General features: G+C 72.3%; 15 protein-coding genes. 9 read left to right on the top strand and 6 right to left on the bottom strand.

Annotated elements, in window-relative coordinates:
* Window positions 1-25: 25 nt before the first annotated feature.
* The 8 genes from GA0070213_RS08775 to GA0070213_RS08740 all read left to right on the top strand — a co-directional run bounded on the left by GA0070213_RS08775 (window position 26) and on the right by GA0070213_RS08740 (window position 8857).
* Entirely contained in the window at window positions 26-1210 is a 1185-nt protein-coding gene (locus GA0070213_RS08775) for a polyamine ABC transporter substrate-binding protein (protein ID WP_091060437.1), read from the top strand.
* A 5-nt stretch (window positions 1211-1215) separates the two neighbouring features.
* Window positions 1216-2436, top strand: coding sequence for an ABC transporter ATP-binding protein (locus GA0070213_RS08770; RefSeq protein ID WP_091060434.1), 1221 nt, complete (start codon window positions 1216-1218; stop codon window positions 2434-2436).
* The gene (locus tag GA0070213_RS08765; RefSeq protein WP_091060431.1) at window positions 2433-3347 is read left to right on the top strand and encodes an ABC transporter permease; all 915 of its coding nucleotides are present in this window, start codon (window positions 2433-2435) and stop codon (window positions 3345-3347) included. The genes GA0070213_RS08770 and GA0070213_RS08765 overlap by 4 nt, the downstream gene beginning before the upstream one ends.
* Window positions 3347-4171, top strand: a complete 825-nt coding sequence (locus GA0070213_RS08760; RefSeq protein WP_091060428.1) for an ABC transporter permease — start codon at window positions 3347-3349, stop codon at window positions 4169-4171. The genes GA0070213_RS08765 and GA0070213_RS08760 overlap by 1 nt, the downstream gene beginning before the upstream one ends.
* Window positions 4168-5589, top strand: a complete 1422-nt coding sequence (locus tag GA0070213_RS08755; RefSeq protein ID WP_091060424.1) for an NAD(P)/FAD-dependent oxidoreductase — start codon at window positions 4168-4170, stop codon at window positions 5587-5589. Before GA0070213_RS08760 ends, GA0070213_RS08755 begins: the two co-directional genes overlap by 4 nt.
* Entirely contained in the window at window positions 5589-6791 is a 1203-nt protein-coding gene (locus GA0070213_RS08750) for a saccharopine dehydrogenase family protein (RefSeq protein ID WP_091060420.1), read from the top strand. Before GA0070213_RS08755 ends, GA0070213_RS08750 begins: the two co-directional genes overlap by 1 nt.
* Window positions 6788-7801: an agmatinase gene (gene speB, locus GA0070213_RS08745; protein WP_091060417.1), complete on the top strand. Its 1014-nt coding sequence runs from the start codon at window positions 6788-6790 to the stop codon at window positions 7799-7801. The genes GA0070213_RS08750 and speB overlap by 4 nt, the downstream gene beginning before the upstream one ends.
* Window positions 7802-8008: 207 nt before the next feature.
* Window positions 8009-8857 (top strand): hypothetical protein, encoded by an 849-nt coding sequence (locus tag GA0070213_RS08740; protein WP_091060414.1) that lies wholly within the window; start codon window positions 8009-8011, stop codon window positions 8855-8857.
* Between the two features lie 131 nt (window positions 8858-8988).
* Here the strand turns inward: GA0070213_RS08740 and GA0070213_RS08735 are convergent, their stop codons facing one another.
* The 4 genes from GA0070213_RS08735 to GA0070213_RS08720 all read right to left on the bottom strand — a co-directional run bounded on the left by GA0070213_RS08735 (window position 8989) and on the right by GA0070213_RS08720 (window position 12746).
* Window positions 8989-9471 carry a hypothetical protein gene (locus tag GA0070213_RS08735; RefSeq protein ID WP_091060410.1) on the bottom strand — a complete coding sequence of 161 codons (483 nt, stop codon included), beginning with the start codon at window positions 9469-9471 and terminating at the stop codon, window positions 8989-8991.
* Window positions 9472-9571: 100 nt separating this feature from the next.
* Entirely contained in the window at window positions 9572-9919 is a 348-nt protein-coding gene (locus GA0070213_RS08730; protein ID WP_091060407.1) for a DUF779 domain-containing protein, read from the bottom strand.
* Window positions 9919-11424, bottom strand: a complete 1506-nt coding sequence (adh, locus tag GA0070213_RS08725) for an aldehyde dehydrogenase (protein WP_091060403.1) — start codon at window positions 11422-11424, stop codon at window positions 9919-9921. Before adh ends, GA0070213_RS08730 begins: the two co-directional genes overlap by 1 nt.
* Window positions 11425-11462: 38 nt before the next feature.
* Window positions 11463-12746: a sigma-54-dependent transcriptional regulator family protein gene (locus GA0070213_RS08720; protein WP_091060399.1), complete on the bottom strand. Its 1284-nt coding sequence runs from the start codon at window positions 12744-12746 to the stop codon at window positions 11463-11465.
* 152 nt (window positions 12747-12898) lie between these two features.
* Between GA0070213_RS08720 and GA0070213_RS08715 the strand changes: the two genes are divergently transcribed.
* Entirely contained in the window at window positions 12899-13558 is a 660-nt protein-coding gene (locus GA0070213_RS08715; protein WP_091061469.1) for an RlpA-like double-psi beta-barrel domain-containing protein, read from the top strand.
* A 59-nt stretch (window positions 13559-13617) separates the two neighbouring features.
* Here the strand turns inward: GA0070213_RS08715 and gabT are convergent, their stop codons facing one another.
* Both gabT and GA0070213_RS08705 read right to left on the bottom strand, forming a co-directional pair.
* A complete protein-coding gene (gene gabT / locus GA0070213_RS08710; RefSeq protein ID WP_245716318.1) occupies window positions 13618-14907 on the bottom strand; it encodes a 4-aminobutyrate--2-oxoglutarate transaminase in 1290 nt (429 codons plus the stop codon).
* 5 nt (window positions 14908-14912) lie between these two features.
* Window positions 14913-16349, bottom strand: a complete 1437-nt coding sequence (locus GA0070213_RS08705) for a gamma-aminobutyraldehyde dehydrogenase (RefSeq protein WP_091060395.1) — start codon at window positions 16347-16349, stop codon at window positions 14913-14915.
* Between the last annotated feature and the right edge of the window lie 29 nt (window positions 16350-16378).

Here is a 16378-nt window from a genome sequence, read left to right as displayed (position 1 = left end):
ACGATGCCCCCCAAGGAGTCGTCACATGCGTAGTCCCCTCCGGACGCTCACCCGGCGTGGTCTGCTCACCGGGACCGTCGGCTCGGCCGCGCTGCTCGCCACCGCGGGCACGCTCGCCGGCTGCGGCACCAAGGGTGCCCAGCAGACCGAGGCCGGATGCAGGAGCGACGACCTGTCCGCCACCGAGAAGAAGCTGGCGTTCTCGAACTGGCCGCAGTACATGGACACCGACGAGAAGAACGCCGCCAAGCGCCCCACGTTGGACGCCTTCGTCGCCGCCTCCGGCATCCAGGTGACCTACACCGAGGACGTCAACGACAACAACGAGTTCTTCGGCAAGGTGCAGAACCAGCTCGCCGGCTGTCAGAGCACCGGCCGGGACATCATGGTGCTCACCGACTGGATGGCCGCCCGGATGATCCGGCTCGGCTGGGTCCAGAAGCTGGACAAGGCGAAGATTCCCAACGTCGAGGCGAACCTGCTGCCGTCGCTGCGCGGCCGCTCCTTCGACAAGGACACCCAGCTCGCCGTCCCCTGGCAGTCCGGTCTGGCCGGTCTGGCCTACAACGCCAAGGTGACCAAGGAGATCCGCACCGTCGACGAGCTGCTCACCCGCGCCGACCTCAAGGGCAAGGTGACGGTGCTGTCGGAGATGCGCGACACCATGGGCCTGCTGCTCCAGGCCGGCGGCCACGACCCGGCGAACTTCACCCCGGCCCAGTTCGACGACGCGTTGAACAAGCTCAGGAAGGCCGTGGACAGCAAGCAGATCCGGCGCTTCACCGGCAACGACTACGCTCCCGACCTGGCCAAGGGCGACATCGCCGCGTGCATCGGCTGGTCGGGCGACGTGATCCAGCTCGGCTTCGAGGATGCGAAGATCAAATTCGTGGTGCCGGAGTCCGGCGTCATGCTCTGGTCGGACAACATGCTCGTGCCGAACAAGGCCACCCACCGGGCCAACGCCGAGGCGTTGATGAACCACTACTACGACCCGGCGGTGGCCGCGAAGCTGGCCGCGTTCGTCAACTACATCTGCCCGGTGCAGGGCGCGCAGGCCGAGATGGAGAAGATCGACCCGGAGCTGGCGGCAAACCCGCTGATCTTCCCGGACGACGCGATCCTGGCGAAGTCGAAGGTCTTCATGGCGCTGGACGAACAGCGCGAGAAGGAGTACGAGACCAAGTTCCAGCAGGTCATCGGGGCGTGAGGCAGATGGCGCAGGAAGCACCGGCCGGCGATCTGCGACTGGCCGACGTCACCAAGCGGTTCGGCGTCTTCACCGCCGTCGACGACCTCAGCCTCACCGTCCCGCAGGGCTCGTTCTTCGCCCTGCTCGGCGCGTCCGGCTGCGGCAAGACCACCACGCTGCGGATGATCGCCGGGCTGGAGGCGCCCACCAGCGGGCGGGTGCTGCTCGGCGACCGCGACATCACCGGGCTCCGACCGTACAAGCGGCCGGTCAACACCGTGTTCCAGAGCTACGCGCTCTTCCCGCACCTCGACATCCACGAGAACGTGGCCTTCGGGCTGCGCCGCCGCGGCATCCGCAAGGTGGGCGAGCAGGTCGAGCGGATGCTCGCGCTGGTCCAGCTCGACGGGTACGGCCGGCGCCGGCCGGCCCAGCTCTCCGGTGGCCAGCAGCAGCGCGTGGCGCTGGCCCGGGCGCTCATCAACCACCCGCAGATGCTGCTGCTCGACGAGCCGCTCGGCGCGCTCGACCTGAAGTTGCGCCGGCAGATGCAGATCGAGCTGAAGCGGATCCAGGCCGAGGTCGGCATCACCTTCCTGCACGTCACGCACGACCAGGAGGAGGCGATGTGGATGGCCGACACGGTCGCGGTCATGAACGCCGGGCGGATCGAGCAACTCGGCGCGCCCGCCGACATCTACGAGTACCCGGCCAGCCCGTTCGTGGCCAACTTCCTGGGCCAGTCCAACCTCATCGAGGCCGAGGTGAGCGGCCACGACGCGGACGACCTGCTGGTCACCGGCCACGGCTACCGGTTCGCCACCCCGCTGGAGCGGGCCCGGTCCCGGCAGGGCCCGGTCTGGCTCGGCGTACGGCCGGAGAAGCTGCACCTGGTCGCCGACCGCACCCGGGTCCCGGACGGCCGCAACGCGGTCAGTGGCGTGCTGACCGACATCTGCTACGCCGGCGTGAGCACCGAGTTCCTGCTCCGCACCGCCTGGGGGCAGGAGATGTCGGTGTTCACCGCGAACAACGACCCGGACGCCCGGCTGGTGCCCGGCGTCGAGGTCACCGCACACTGGCATCCGCGGCACTCCTTCGTCCTGCCCCGCGACGACTCCGCAGGCGACGACGCCGACGGCAGTGCCACCCGGCCCGGTGCCACCGGCGGCGGCCGAGCGGACGGCAGCCCGGCGGACGGTGGTGTCGGCGTACCACCGCAGCGTCTGGAAGCCGCCACATGACGGCGCTGGCCCATCTCGGCGGAACGCCGCCCACCACGCCTGCCGCGCCCGCACCCGACCGGAGGCGGCGACACCGCCTCCTGCCGTACCTGTTGCTGCTGCCGGGCGCGGCCTGGCTGCTGGTCTTCTTCGCGCTGCCGCTGCTCCAGCTCGCCGCCGCCAGCCTCTACGACCCGGCCGGCTCGCTCTCCACCGGATACGCGATGACCTGGGCGGTGGGCAACTACCCGGACGCGTTGCAGGCGTACTGGCCGCAGTTCCTCCGGTCCTTCCTCTACTCGGCGATCGCGCTGGTGCTCGCGCTGCTGATGGGCTACCCGCTGGCGTACGCGATCGCGCAGAAGGCCGGCCGGTGGAAGAACCTGCTGCTGGTGGCCGTGGTCGCGCCGATGTTCACCAGCTTCCTGGTGCGCACGCTGGCCTGGAAGACCATCCTGTCGGACAACGGCGCGCTGGTCGGCCTGCTGCGTGACGTGCACCTGCTCGGCCCGGACGGCCGGCTGCTGGCCACCCCGGTCGCGGTGGTGCTCGGCCTGACGTACAACTTCCTGCCGTTCCTGGTGCTGCCGCTGTACGCGAGCCTGGAGCGGCTCGATCCCCGGCTGCTGGAGGCGGCGAGCGACCTCTACGCGAACCCGCTGCGCGCGTTCGGCAGGGTCACCCTGCCGCTGTCGATGCCCGGCCTGATCGCCGGCACGCTGCTCTTCTTCATCCCGGCCACCGGCGACTACATCAACGCCGAACTGCTCGGCACCCCGAACGAATACATGATCGGCAACGTCATCGACTCGGCGTTCCTGGTCCGGCTCGACTACCCGCAGGGCGCGGCGCTGTCGTTCCTGCTGATGGCCGCGATCCTGGCGATCGTCTTCACCTACCTGCGCCGGGCCGGCACGGAGGAGGTGCTCTGATGCGACGTTGGCTGGCCGACCGGTGGGTGATGGGCGTGGCCCTGCTCGTCCTCGGCTATCTCACGCTGCCGATCCTGGTGGTCGCCGGGCTCTCCTTCAACCGGCCCTCCAGCCGGCTCTCCTACGACTTCAACGAGTTCACACTCGACAACTGGGCTCGCCCCTGCGCCACCGCCGACATGTGCGACGCGGTGGTACGCAGCATGGAGATCGGCCTGATCGCCACCGTGGTCTCCACCGTGCTCGGCACGCTGATGGCCTTCGCCCTGGTCCGGCACGGCTTCCGCGGGCGGTCCGGGATCAACGGCCTGATCTTCCTGCCGATGGCCACCCCGGAGCTGGTGATGGGCACCTCGCTGCTCGCCCTCTTCGTCGCCGCCGGGGTGCCGCAGGGCTTCTGGACCATCGTCATCGCGCACGTGATGTTCTGCGTGTCGTTCGTGGTGGTCACCGTGAAGGCCCGGCTCGCCGGCATGGACCGGCGGCTGGAGGAGGCCGCGATGGACCTGTACGCCAGCGAGTGGCAGACGTTCCGCCGGATCACGCTGCCGCTGGTGCTGCCCGGCATCGTGGCCGCCGCGCTGCTCGCCTTCTCGCTCAGCTTCGACGACTTCATCATCACCAACTTCAACGCCGGCACCACCGTCACGTTCCCGATGTACGTCTGGGGTGCCGCCCAGCGAGGCATCCCGCCGCAGGTCAACGTCATCGGCACGGCCATGTTCGTCATCGCGCTGCTGCTGGTCGGGGCCAGCTCGCTGCGCGGCCGGCGCGCCCGCCGGGCCGCGCTCGCGGTGCTCGCCACCCCGGCGGGGAAGCCATGACGCTCCCGCATACCGGCCGGGCGCTGGCCGACGCCGCGCCCGTACCGTACTGGCTGGACCGCCCGGTTCGCCCCGACCCGCTGCCGCCGCTGACCGGCGCGCACACCGCCGACCTGCTGGTGGTCGGTGGAGGCTACGCCGGGCTGTGGACCGCGGTGCTGGCCAAGGAGGCCGAGCCGGACCGCGACGTGCTCCTGGTCGACGCCGGCACCTGCGGCTGGGCCGCCTCCGGGCGCAACGGCGGGTTCTGCGCCGCCTCGCTGACCCACGGCCTGGCCAACGGCGTCGAACGGTTCCCCGGCGAGATCGTCGAGTTGGAACGGCTCGGCCGGGAGAACCTGGACGCCATCGCCGCGACGGTGGCGCGGCACGGCATCGACTGCGACTTCGAGCGCACCGGGGAGTTGGCGGTGGCGGTCGAGCCGTACCAGCTCGACGGGCTCGCCGCCGACGCCGACCTGGGCCGCCGGTACGGCCGCGACGTGCGCCTGCTCGACCGCGACCAGGTACGCGCCGAGGTGGCCTCGCCGACGTACCTCGGTGGGATGTGGGATCGGGACCGGACGGCGCTGCTCGACCCGGCGAAGCTCGCCTGGGGACTGCGTCGGGCCGCGCTCGACCTGGGCGTGCGGATCCACGAGCACACCCGGGTCACCGGGCTGGCCGCCGACGGCGCCGCGCTGCACGCCACCACGGCCGGCGGCGCGGACGCCGCGCCCGGCGCGGTGCGGGCCGCCCGGGTGGCGCTCGCCACCAACGCGTTCCCGCCGCTGCTGCGCCGGCTGCGGGCCTGGACCGTGCCGGTCTACGACTACGCGCTGATGACCGAGCCGCTGACAGCCGCGCAGCGGGACGCGATCGGCTGGCGTCGCCGGCAGGGGCTGGCGGACACCGGCAACCAGTTCCACTACTACCGGCTCACCGCCGACGGGCGGATCCTGTTCGGCGGCTACGACGCGGTCTACCACTACGGCAACCGGGTGGCCCCGGCGCTGGAGCAGCGGGAGGCCACGTTCCGCACCCTCGCCGCGCACTTCTTCACCACGTTCCCGCAGCTGGAAGGGCTGCGGTTCAGTCACCGCTGGGGCGGGGTGATCGACACCTGCACCCGGTTCTGCGCGTTCTTCGGCACCGCCCACTCCGGGCGGCTGGCGTACGCGGCCGGCTACACCGGGCTCGGCGTCGGGGCGACCCGGTTCGCCGCGCGCGTGACGCTCGACCTGCTCGCCGGCGCGGACACCCCGCTGACCCGGCTCGACCTGGTGCGCCGCAAGCCGCTGCCGTTCCCGCCGGAGCCGTTCCGGGCCGCCGGCATCAACCTCACCCGCTGGTCGCTCGCCCGCGCCGACGCGCGGAACGGGCGGCGCAACCTCTGGCTCCGTACTCTCGACCGCTCTGGACTGGGGTTCGACTCCTGATGCGTATCCTGCTCGTCGGCGCCGGTGGCGTCGGCTCCGCCGCCGTATCCATCGCCGCCCGCCGTACCTTCTTCGAGACCATGGTGGTCGCCGACCACGACCCGGCGCGCGCCGCCCGGGCGGTCGCCGGCCACGGCGACCGGTTCGTCGCCGCCACCGTCGACGCGTCCTCCGCCGACGCGGTCACCGCACTCTGCCGGGAACACCGGATCACCCACGTGCTCAACGCGGTCGACCCGCGCTTCGTCCTGCCGATCTTCGACGGCGCGTTCGCCGCCGGGGCCGACTACCTCGACATGGCCATGTCGCTGTCCCGGCCGCACCCCGAGCGTCCCTACGCCGAGCCCGGCGTCAAGCTCGGCGACGAGCAGTTCGCCGTCGCCGACCGCTGGGCCGACGCCGGCCGGCTGGCGCTCTGCGGGATCGGCGTGGAACCCGGCCTGTCCGACGTCTTCGCCCGCTACGCCGCCGACGAGCTGTTCGCCGAGATCGACGAGATCGGGGTACGCGACGGCGCGAACCTCACCGTCGCCGGCTACGAGTTCGCCCCCTCGTTCTCCATCTGGACCACCATCGAGGAGTGCCTCAACCCGCCGGTGATCTGGGAGGCCGACCGCGGCTGGTTCACCACCGAACCGTTCAGCGAGCCGGAGGTCTTCGACTTCCCGGCCGGCATCGGCCCGGTCGAGTGCGTCAACGTGGAGCACGAGGAGGTGCTGCTCATCCCGCGCTGGGTTTCCGCGAAACGGGTCACCTTCAAGTACGGCCTCGGCGCGGAGTTCATCGAGGTGCTGCGCACCCTGCACAAGCTCGGCCTGGACTCGACCGACCCGGTGCGGGTGCGCGGCGTCGACGTGTCACCGCGCGACCTGGTGGCCGCCGCGCTGCCCGACCCGGCCACGCTCGGCGACCGGATGAGCGGCAAGACCTGCGCCGGCACCTGGGTCACCGGCACCGGGCCGGACGGCCGGCCCCGCCGCGTCTACCTCTACCACGTGGTCGACAACGAGTGGTCGATGGCCGAGTACGGCCACCAGGCGGTGGTGTGGCAGACCGCGGTCAACCCGGTCGTCGCGCTGGAGCTGCTGGCCACCGGCGCCTGGTCCGGCGCGGGTGTGCTCGGCCCCGAGGCGTTCCCGCCGACGCCCTTCCTCGACCTGCTCACCGGCTACGGTTCTCCCTGGGGGATGGAGGAGCGATGACCCGGTACGGCCCGATGTACGGCCCCGACGTCACGTTCCTCGGCGTGCCGCCGTGCACCGTCGAGGAACCGGTCACCTACGCCGACGCCGACGTCGTGGTCATCGGCGCGCCGTTCGACGGCGGCACGTCGCACCGGCCCGGCACCCGGTTCGGGCCGTCCGCCATCCGGCAGGCGTGCTACCTGCCGCACGACGGGTCCCGCCCGTCCCTGGCGCTGCGTGTGGACGCGCTCACGGACCTGTGCGTCTACGACGCCGGGGACGTGGAGATGTTCGGCGGCGACATCGAGCGCTCGCTGGCCGCCCTGGAGACCGCCGTGCACGCGGTCGCCGCCGCCGGCGCGATCCCGGTGGTGCTCGGCGGCGACCACTCCATCGCCCTGCCGGACGCCACCGGGGTGGCCCGGCACCACGGGCTCGGACGGGTGTCGCTGGTGCACTTCGACGCGCACGCCGACACCGGGGACGTCGAGTTCGGTTCGCTGCACGGGCACGGCCAGCCGATGCGCCGGCTCATCGAGTCCGGCGCGGTACGCGGTGACCGCTTCCTCCAGATCGGCCTGCGCGGCTACTGGCCCGGCCCGGACACGCTGGCCTGGATGGCCGAGCAGCGGATGCGCTCGTACGAGATGACCGAGATCGTGGCGCGCGGGTTGGACACCTGCCTCACCGAGGCGTTCGGCATCGCGACCGACGAGTGCGAGGGCGTGTTCCTCTCCGTCGACGTGGACGTGGTCGACCCCGGCATGGCCCCCGGCACCGGCACCCCCGAGCCCGGCGGGTTCACCTCGCGGCAGTTGCTCGACGCGGTCCGCCGGGTCTGCTACGAGCTGCCGGTGGTCGGCCTGGACGTGGTCGAGGTCGCCCCGCCCTACGACCACGCCGACATCACCGCCTACCTGGGCAACCGCGTGGTCCTGGAGGCGCTGTCCGCGATCGCCCGCCGCCGCCGCGACGCCTCCTCAGGAACCCGTTGGGACCCCACCCAGCCCCTCCTCGACGCCCGCTGACCCTCCCTCCCTCGTTGATCTTGCAGTTTGTGCCCCGACATTCCGGTCCTTCGGGACGCCATGGGGGCACCAACTGCAAGATCGCGTGTGGGCTGAGGTGGGCTTGGCACACGCGGGGAGGGGGGAGGGTTGTGCACAAGGGCGGGTTGTCCACAGCTGGCTCGCGCGGGGGCGAAAGGGAGGTGCGGAAGGCGCGATGGTGGGCGCATGTCTACCGAGTTGTGGCGTACCCGGGAACTGATGCGGGCGCTCACCGTGAAGCGGTTGCGTACGCAGGTCAAGCGGGAGGAGTTGATACGGGTCCGGCGCGGTGTCTACGCGCCGGTGCGATGCGACGACGAGGACGAACTGCGCGCGCTGCTGCGGTGCCTCCCCGAGGGCGCCATGCTGACCATGCAGACTGCGGCACGTCGCCACGGGTTCGGTGTGCTCCGGGAGGTGGCGGTGCACGTGCAGTTGCCACCACATGTCGCCCGACCTCGGCTACCCGGTCTTGTCGTCCATCATTCCGTTCTGCCGATCCGCCCGGTGGTCGTGGGTGGCCTGCCGTGCGTACCGGCCGCCCAGTGCGCTCTCGACCTGGCCCGTCGGGTCCGCCGGATGGACGCCCTCCCGGTGCTCGACGCCGCCCTCCGCTCGGGTGCTGTGACGGTCGACGACCTCAGAGAAGAGTTGCCGCTGCATCGATCCCTGCGCGGGGTGCGGCAGGCGCGTGACCTCGTGCCGCGAGCCGACGGCCGGTCCGAGTGCCGCCAGGAGAGTCAGTTGAGGTTGCTGCTGCTCGACGGCGGCCTGCCGGCGCCGGAGCCGCAGATGTGGATCCATGACCGGTACGGCATTCCACGCTTCCGCACCGATCTCGGTTATCGCGAGCGACGGGTGGGGGTGGAGTACGACGGGCTGTCCCACCTCGACCGCGACCGCATGCGGTACGACCGCGACCGGATCAACTGGTTGGACGCGAACGGATGGCGGATGCGCTACTTCACCGACCGCGACCTCTACCGCCGCCCCTCCCACATCCTCACCACCCTCCGCACGGCCCTGACCCGCTAGCCCCGCCCCGCCCCGCCCCGCGATCTTGCACTTCCTGCCCCGGCATAAGCGACCTAACGGACCTGCCGCAGGCCCAAAGTGCAAGATCGCCGGGGCGGGGCGGGGCGGGGCGGGGCGGGGCGGGGCGGGGGTTAGGGGCGGGGGCAGGAGGGGCGCAGGTGTACGCGCTCGGTGGTTTCGGTGAGGGAGTTGGGCTCCACGACCAGGCGGGCGGTGGTGGTCGCCGCGCCGGGGCGGAACGTGCCGGCGTCGGCGGGGACGGTGGCGGTCCAGGTGCCGGCGGTGCGGTCGTCGGTGCACGCGCCGATCACGCCGAACCCGAAGCCGGTGACCGAGGCGCGGCGCACCCGCTGAGTCAGGTGCACCTCGATGTACGCCAGGCCGCGCTCATCGCCGCACTCGAACCGGCCCCCGACGGTGGCGGTGCGGGCGCGGGCGTCGGCGGTGCCGAACCGGTCGACCGAGACCGCCGGGGCCGGAGCCGCCACGGCCGCGCCCGCCGGGGTCGAGGCCGCCGGCGCGGCGACGGCGGTGCCGGGCGCGAGGGCGATCGTGGCGACGGTGGTGGCCGTGGCGAGGGCGGCGGCGAGCAGGGACGGGCGGGCCGGGTGCATGCGCGGGCTCCTGTCGGGCGGTGGTGGGACGCTGCTCCGATGTGGACGGCGCCAGCATCCCACCGTCGCGACGACCGTGAGCTGCAAGATCTTGGACAGGTCAGCGGGCGAGCTGGGAGCGGATGAGGAAGCGGACGCCCTCCGGGGCCTCCAGCGAGAAGCCGCTGCCCCGCCCGGGCACCACGTCGACGGTGAGCCGGGTGTGCTGCCACAGGTCCCACTGGGCCCTCGACATCCAGAACTCGACAGGTTCGGGCACGCCGTCCACCGCCAGCGAGGCGAGCAGCACGTCCGAGCCGCCGGTGCGGAACTCGCCGGCCGGGTAGCACATCGGGGCGCTGCCGTCGCAGCAGCCGCCGGACTGGTGGAACATCAGCGGGCCGTGCTGCCCCCGCAGCGACCGGATCAGGCCGGCCGCCGCGGGAGTCAGGGTCACCGGGTCACCCATCAGAAGAAGCCCAGCTTCTTGGGGGAGTAGCTGACCAACAGGTTCTTGGTCTGCTGGTAGTGCTCCAGCATCATCTTGTGGTTCTCCCGGCCGATGCCGGACTGCTTGTAACCGCCGAACGCGGCGTGCGCCGGGTAGGCGTGGTAGCAGTTCGTCCAGACCCGGCCGGCCTGGATCGCCCGCCCGGCCCGGTACGCGGTGTTCAGGTCCCGGGTCCACACGCCGGCGCCGAGCCCGTACAACGTGTCGTTGGCGATCTTCACGGCGTCGTCCAGGTCGGCGAAGGAGGTCACCGACACCACCGGCCCGAAGATCTCCTCCTGGAAGATCCGCATCGAGTTGTCGCCCTCGAAGATGGTCGGCTGCACGTAGTAGCCGCCGGACAGGTCACCGCCGAGATCCGCCCGCTCGCCGCCGGTGAGCACATTCGCGCCCTCCTGCCGCCCGATGTCCAGGTAGGACAGGACCTTCTCCAACTGGTCGTTGGACGCCTGCGCGCCGACCATCGTGTCGGTGTCCAGCGGGTGCCCCTGCGTGATCTGCCCGGTCCGCTCCACGGCGGCGGCCAGGAAGTCGGCGTAGTGGCCCTGCTGGATCAGCGCCCGGGACGGGCAGGTGCACACCTCGCCCTGGTTGAGGGCGAACATGGTGAAGCCTTCGAGCGCCTTGTCGAGGAAGTCGTCGCTGGCGGCGCTGACGTCGTCGAAGAACAGGTTCGGGCTCTTGCCGCCCAGCTCCAGCGTGACCGGCTTGATGTTCTCGCTGGCGTACTGCATGATCAGCCGCCCGGTGGTGGTCTCGCCGGTGAACGCCACCTTGGCCACCCGCGGCGAGGACGCCAGCGGCTTGCCGGCCTCCACGCCGAAGCCGTTGACCACGTTCAGCACGCCCGGCGGCAGCAGGTCGCCGATCAGCGAGAGCAGGTAGTGGATCGAGGCGGGCGTCTGCTCGGCCGGCTTCAGCACCACCGCGTTGCCGGCGGCGAGCGCCGGGGCGAGCTTCCAGACCGCCATCAGGACCGGGAAGTTCCACGGGATGATCTGCCCGACCACGCCCAGCGGCTCGTGGAAGTGGTAGGCCACGGTGTCGTCGTCGATCTCGCCGAGCGAGCCCTCCTGGGCCCGTACCGCGCCGGCGAAGTAGCGGAAGTGGTCGATCGCGAGCGGGATGTCGGCGGCGAGCGTCTCGCGTACCGGCTTGCCGTTCTCCCACGTCTCGGCGATCGCGAGGGACTCCAGGTTGTCCTGCATCCGGTCGGCGATGCGGTTGAGGATCAACGAACGCTCGGCGACCGAGGTGCGACCCCAGGCGTCGGCCGCGCCGTGCGCCGCGTCGAGCGCCCTCTCCACGTCCTCGGCGGTGCCCCGGGCCACCTCGCAGAAGGTCTGCCCGGTCACCGGGGTCGGGTTCTCGAAGTACTTGCCACCGTGCGGCTTCACGTACTCGCCGCCGATCCAGTGGTCGTAGCGGGACTGCCAGTGGGTGGGGGCGTCGTAGCGCGTCATGGGTACCTCCGCCGTCCGTGAGGGGATGGCGGCAGACGCTAGTTTCCGCGACGTTGCAGCAACGTTGCGCGCGGCAGCGCGTACTCCTCGGCGAGCTGGCGGGCCCGCGCCACCGCGAGCGGCCGGCGGGGCGCACCCGGCGGCAACGCCCGGGTCAGCGCCTGCCAGGCGGTCAGGTCGTCGGCGCCGGCGGGCGTCGCGGTCCAGGCCGCGAGCAGGCCCGGGTCCGCGCTGGCCAGCACCGCGGCACGCAGCTGGCCGTCGACCAGGCGGCGCAGTCGCGCCACTCCCGGCGCGTCGGAGGCGGGCAGCAGCGGCCCCGGGTACGCGCGCAGCGCCGCCGCCGGATCGCCGCGTTCCAGCAGCTCGGTGACGTCGAGGAAGTCGGCGCGCACCGGCCCGCGCAGCCGGTAGGGGCGCGAGTCGAGCAGCTCCCCGCCGAGCGCGCGGCGCAGCCGGGACAGCTCGGCGCGCAGCGTGACCATGTGCAGCCGGTCGTCGCCGTAGAGGTCGAGGCCGAGCTGCTCCCCGGTGCGCCCCTCCGGGTGCGCGCCGAGCAGCACCAGCAGCTCGCTGTGCCGCCGCCCGAGCCGGACGCGTCCGCCACCGACGCGCAGCTCCGCCTCGTCCCGGCCGAGCGCGGCCACGTGTGGCACACCCGGCGCGGCGGGCGTCGCGCCGGCCAGGAACGCCTCGGCGGCCCGGGCGGTGGCCCGGACCAGCGCGAGGCTCTGCGGGTTGGCCAGGTGGTCGCCGCCGGTGATGTCGACGGCGCCGAGCAGCAGGCCGGTGACCGGGTCGTGGATCGGGGCGGCGGCGCAGGTCCAGCGCTGCACCGGCCGGACGAAGTGCTCGGTGGCGAAGATCTGCACGCTGTGGTCGACGGCCAACGCGGTGCCCGGCGCGTTGGTGCCGACGTGCGCCTCGTCCCACCGGGCACCGGGCACGAAGTTCATCCGCTCGGCGTGCCGGAGCACGCCCGGGTGGCCCTCCACCCAGAGCAGCCGCCCGCCGGCGTCGCAGACCGCCATCAGGTGCGCGCCGTCCTGCGCGATGCCGCCGAGCAGGTCGCGGAAGAGCGGCAGCACCCGGGCCAGCGGGTGCGCGGCCCGATAGCTGTGCAGCGCGTCGTCGGTGAGGTCGACAGGCGCGGTGGCCTCCGGATCGAGCCGGGCGGAGCGTTCCCAGGACCGGCGGACCACGTCCCGGACCCGGCCGGTGGCCGTGCCGGCGGTGAGGAACGCCTCGTGGGCGGCGCCGACCTGCGCGATCCGCTCCGCCGGATCCGCGCCGAACTCCAAAGCGAGCCACGGGTCAGCCACCACCGACCTCCTCCCACCCATGGTAGGTGCAAGGAAGGGCCCCTGCTTAACGCATTCGGTAGAGGAAGGGGCCCCGCTTAACAACCCCGACTGAACGGTCCGGCGCTGTCATCCGTATCAGGCGTCGACGGACACCGACGACGGGAGTGAACGTGAGGGTGCAGCGTAAGCACGTGCTGGCGGCGACCGTGGCGGTGGCCGCCGTCGGGGTCGTCTCGGTGGGCACCGGGATGGGTTTCGCCGAGACCGCGCCGGCCGCGCGGTCGGTCTGCGCCGGGTCGGTGACGTTCTCCGCCGAGGGCGGCGCGCCGGCGGCGACCAGCGACCGGTTCCCGGCGGGCACCCGGCTGCGGGTGACGAACCTGGACAACGACAAGGCGACCACGGTCACCGTGGTCGGGCCGTCGGGCAGTTGTGTGCTGCTCAACGCCGCCGCCATGGACCTGGTGCGGGAGCCGGGCAAGAACGTCATCCGGCGCAACGTGGTGGAACGCCTCGACGGCGCCGTGCCGGCGCCCGGCGGCGCGCAGCCCGTCGAGACCCGCCCGGGCAACGCCCAGCCGATCGGCGGCAGCGTCTGCACCGGCTCGATCACGTTCTCCGCCGAGGCCGGGGCGCCGGCCGCCACCAGCGGGCAGTTCCCGGTCGGCACCCGGCTGCGGGTGACCAACCTGGACAACAACAAGGCGACCACGGTGACCGTGGTCGGGCCGTCGGGCAGTTGCGTGCTGCTCAACGTCGCGGCCATGGACGCCATCCGCGAACCGGGCAAGAACGTCGTCCGCCGCAACGTCGTGCAACTGCTGCGCTGAGCAGGGGTGGAACACCACGGGCGAAACCTGGGGGGATCTACGCCCGTGGTGTTCCACGATCAGGGGGCCGACACCTGCCGGCCGAAGGCGGCCTCGAGGATGTCGAGGCCGCGGCCCAACTCGCTGTCGGAGATCACCAGCGGGGGCAGGAAACGCAGCACGTTGCCGTAGGTGCCGCAGGTCAGGGTGAGCAGCCCGGCCGTGTGGCAGGCCGCCGAGAGCGCCGCCGTGGCCACCGGGTCGGGGACGATCCCGCCCGGCTGCACGATCTCCACGGCGAGCATCGCGCCCCGGCCGCGTACCTCGCCGATCCGCGGGTCACCGGCGGCGATCGCGCGCAGCCGCTCGCCCATCGCCGCGCCGATCCGCCGCGCGGCGGCCGGCAGGTCCAGCTCGTGCATGGTGGCCATCGCCGCGAGCGCGGCGGCGCAGGCGATCGGGTTGCCGCCGTAGGTGCCGCCGAGGCCGCCGACGTGCACCGCGTCCATCAGCTCCGCCCGCCCGGTCACCGCCGCGAGCGGCAGCCCGCCGGCCATCCCCTTGGCCAGCGTGACCAGGTCGGGCTCGACGCCCTCGTGCGCGCAGGCGAACCAGTCGCCGGTGCGGCAGAAGCCGGTCTGGATCTCGTCGGCGACGAAGACCGCCCCGGCCGCCGTCGCCCACTCGCGCAACGCCGGCAGGAACCCCTCGGCGGGTACGACGAAGCCGCCCTCACCCTGGATCGGCTCGATCAGCAGCGCGGCCACGTTCTCTGCGCCCACCTGCTTCTCGATCATCTCGATCGAGCGGGCCGCGGCGGTCGCCCCGTCGAGCCCGCCGTCGCGCAGCGGGTACGACATCGGCACCCGGTAGACCTCACCGGCGAACGGCCCGAACCGGTGCTTGTACGGCATGTTCTTCGCGGTCAACGCCATGGTCAGGTTGGTCCGGCCGTGGTAGGCGTGGTCGAACACCACCACCGCCGGCCGCCCGGTGGCGTGCCGGGCGATCTTGATCGCGTTCTCCACCGCCTCGGCGCCGGAGTTGAACAACGCCGACCGCTTCTCGAAGCCACCGGGCGTCACCGCGTTGAGCTGCTCGCAGACCGCCACGTACGACTCGTAGGGCGCGACCATGAAGCAGGTGTGGGTGAACCGCTCGACCTGGGCGCGGACCGCCTCGACCACCTTCGGCGCGGAGTTGCCCACGTTGGTGACCGCGATGCCGGCGGCGAAGTCGATCCACTCCCGGCCGTCCACGTCGGTGAGCGTGCCGCCGCTCGCGCGGTCGACGTACGCGTCGACGACGCTGCCCACCCCGCGGGCCACCGCCGACCCGCGCCGCTTGCGCAGCTCCTCGCTCGTGGCCATCGAAATCAGCCTTCGATGTTGTGCATGACGTGCTTGACCCGGGTGTAGTCCTCCAGGCTGTAGACCGACAGGTCCTTGCCGTGGCCGGAGTGCTTGAAGCCGCCGTGCGGCATCTCCGACACGAACGGGATGTGGGTGTTCACCCAGACGCAGCCGAAGTCGAGACGGCGGGTCATCCGCATGGCCCGACCGTGGTCGCGGGTCCAGACCGAGGCGGAGAGGCCGTACTCGACGCCGTTGGCCCAGCGCACCGCCTCGTCCTCGTCGGTGAACCGCTGCACCGTGATGACCGGTCCGAACACCTCGTCCTGGATGATCTCGTCGGCCTGCCGCACGCCGGAGACCACGGTCGGGGCGTAGAAGAAGCCGCGCTCGCCGACCCGGGACCCGCCCGTCGTCACGTCCGCGTGGTCGGGCAGGCGGTCCACGAAACCGCTGACCCGGGCGAGCTGGTTGGCGTTGTTCAGCGGGCCGTAGAGCACGTCCGCGTCGTCCGGCCCACCGGTGCGGGTGTTGCGCGCCTGCTCGGTGAGCGCGGCGACGAAGTCGTCGTGGATGCCCGGGCCGGTGAGCACCCGGGTCGCGGCGGTGCAGTCCTGGCCCGCGTTGAAGTAGCCGCCGACCGCGATCGCCTCGGCCGCCGCCGCGACGTCCGCGTCGTCGAAGATCACCACTGGGGCCTTGCCGCCCAGCTCCAGGTGGGTCCGCTTCAGGTCCGGCGCCGCCGCGGCCGCGACCTCCATGCCCGCCCGGGTCGAGCCGGTGATCGACACCAGCTGCGGGGTGGGGTGGGAGACCAGGGTACGACCGGTGTCGCGGTCGCCGCAGACCACGTTGAACACGCCCGGTGGCAGGTGCTCGGCGGCGATCTCGGCCAGCAGCAGCGTCGACACCGGCGTGGTGTCCGACGGCTTCAGCACCACCGCGTTGCCGGCCGCGAGCGCCGGGGCGATCTTCCAGACCGCCATCATCAGCGGGTAGTTCCAGGGCGTCACCTGCGCGCAGACGCCGATCGGCTCCCGCCGCACGTACGACGTGTGGCCGGCCAGGTACTCGCCGGCCGAACGCCCCTCCAGCAGGCGCGCCGCGCCGGCGAAGAACCGCAGCTCGTCCACGGCCGGCGGCAGTTCCTCGTCGGTGGTGAGCTGCCGGGGCTTGCCGGTGTTGCGCACCTCCGCGTCGACCAGCTCGGCGGCCCGCGCCTCCACCGCGTCGGCGAACTTCAGCATCGCCCGCTGCCGCTCCGCCGGGGTGGCGTCCCGCCAACTCTCGAACGCGGTGGCGGCAGCGGTCATCGCCGCGTCCACGTCCGCCGGCCCGGACACCGGCGCCCGGGCGAAGACCTCGCCGGTGCACGGGTCGACCAGATCGGCGTAGCCGCCGTCCACCGGGTCGACGTACTCGCCGTTGACGAAGTTGCGCAGCTGCTGCTGGTCGCTCATGTCAAGTCTCCGAGAGGGTGGCCGGGAGG

It is taken from the genome of Micromonospora humi, assembly GCF_900090105.1.
Classification (GTDB): Bacteria; Actinomycetota; Actinomycetes; order Mycobacteriales; family Micromonosporaceae; genus Micromonospora; species Micromonospora humi.
The sequence above is the reverse complement of the archived record's forward strand: the minus strand, read 5'-3'. Positions and strand labels throughout refer to the sequence as shown.

Bases quoted from the DNA above. Each gene is read 5' to 3' on its own strand.
- GA0070213_RS08775 (WP_091060437.1), top strand. From the start codon at position 26: ATGCGTAGTCCCCTCCGGACGCTCACCCGGCGTGGTCTGCTCACCGGG.
- GA0070213_RS08770 (WP_091060434.1), top strand. From the start codon at position 1,216: ATGGCGCAGGAAGCACCGGCCGGCGATCTGCGACTGGCCGACGTCACC.
- GA0070213_RS08765 (WP_091060431.1), top strand. From the start codon at position 2,433: ATGACGGCGCTGGCCCATCTCGGCGGAACGCCGCCCACCACGCCTGCC.
- GA0070213_RS08760 (WP_091060428.1), top strand. From the start codon at position 3,347: ATGCGACGTTGGCTGGCCGACCGGTGGGTGATGGGCGTGGCCCTGCTC.
- GA0070213_RS08755 (WP_091060424.1), top strand. From the start codon at position 4,168: ATGACGCTCCCGCATACCGGCCGGGCGCTGGCCGACGCCGCGCCCGTA.
- GA0070213_RS08750 (WP_091060420.1), top strand. From the start codon at position 5,589: ATGCGTATCCTGCTCGTCGGCGCCGGTGGCGTCGGCTCCGCCGCCGTA.
- speB (WP_091060417.1), top strand. From the start codon at position 6,788: ATGACCCGGTACGGCCCGATGTACGGCCCCGACGTCACGTTCCTCGGC.
- GA0070213_RS08740 (WP_091060414.1), top strand. From the start codon at position 8,009: ATGTCTACCGAGTTGTGGCGTACCCGGGAACTGATGCGGGCGCTCACC.
- GA0070213_RS08735 (WP_091060410.1), bottom strand. From the start codon at position 9,471: ATGCACCCGGCCCGCCCGTCCCTGCTCGCCGCCGCCCTCGCCACGGCC.
- GA0070213_RS08730 (WP_091060407.1), bottom strand. From the start codon at position 9,919: ATGGGTGACCCGGTGACCCTGACTCCCGCGGCGGCCGGCCTGATCCGG.
- adh (WP_091060403.1), bottom strand. From the start codon at position 11,424: ATGACGCGCTACGACGCCCCCACCCACTGGCAGTCCCGCTACGACCAC.
- gabT (WP_245716318.1), bottom strand. From the start codon at position 14,907: ATGGCCACGAGCGAGGAGCTGCGCAAGCGGCGCGGGTCGGCGGTGGCC.
- GA0070213_RS08705 (WP_091060395.1), bottom strand. From the start codon at position 16,349: ATGAGCGACCAGCAGCAGCTGCGCAACTTCGTCAACGGCGAGTACGTC.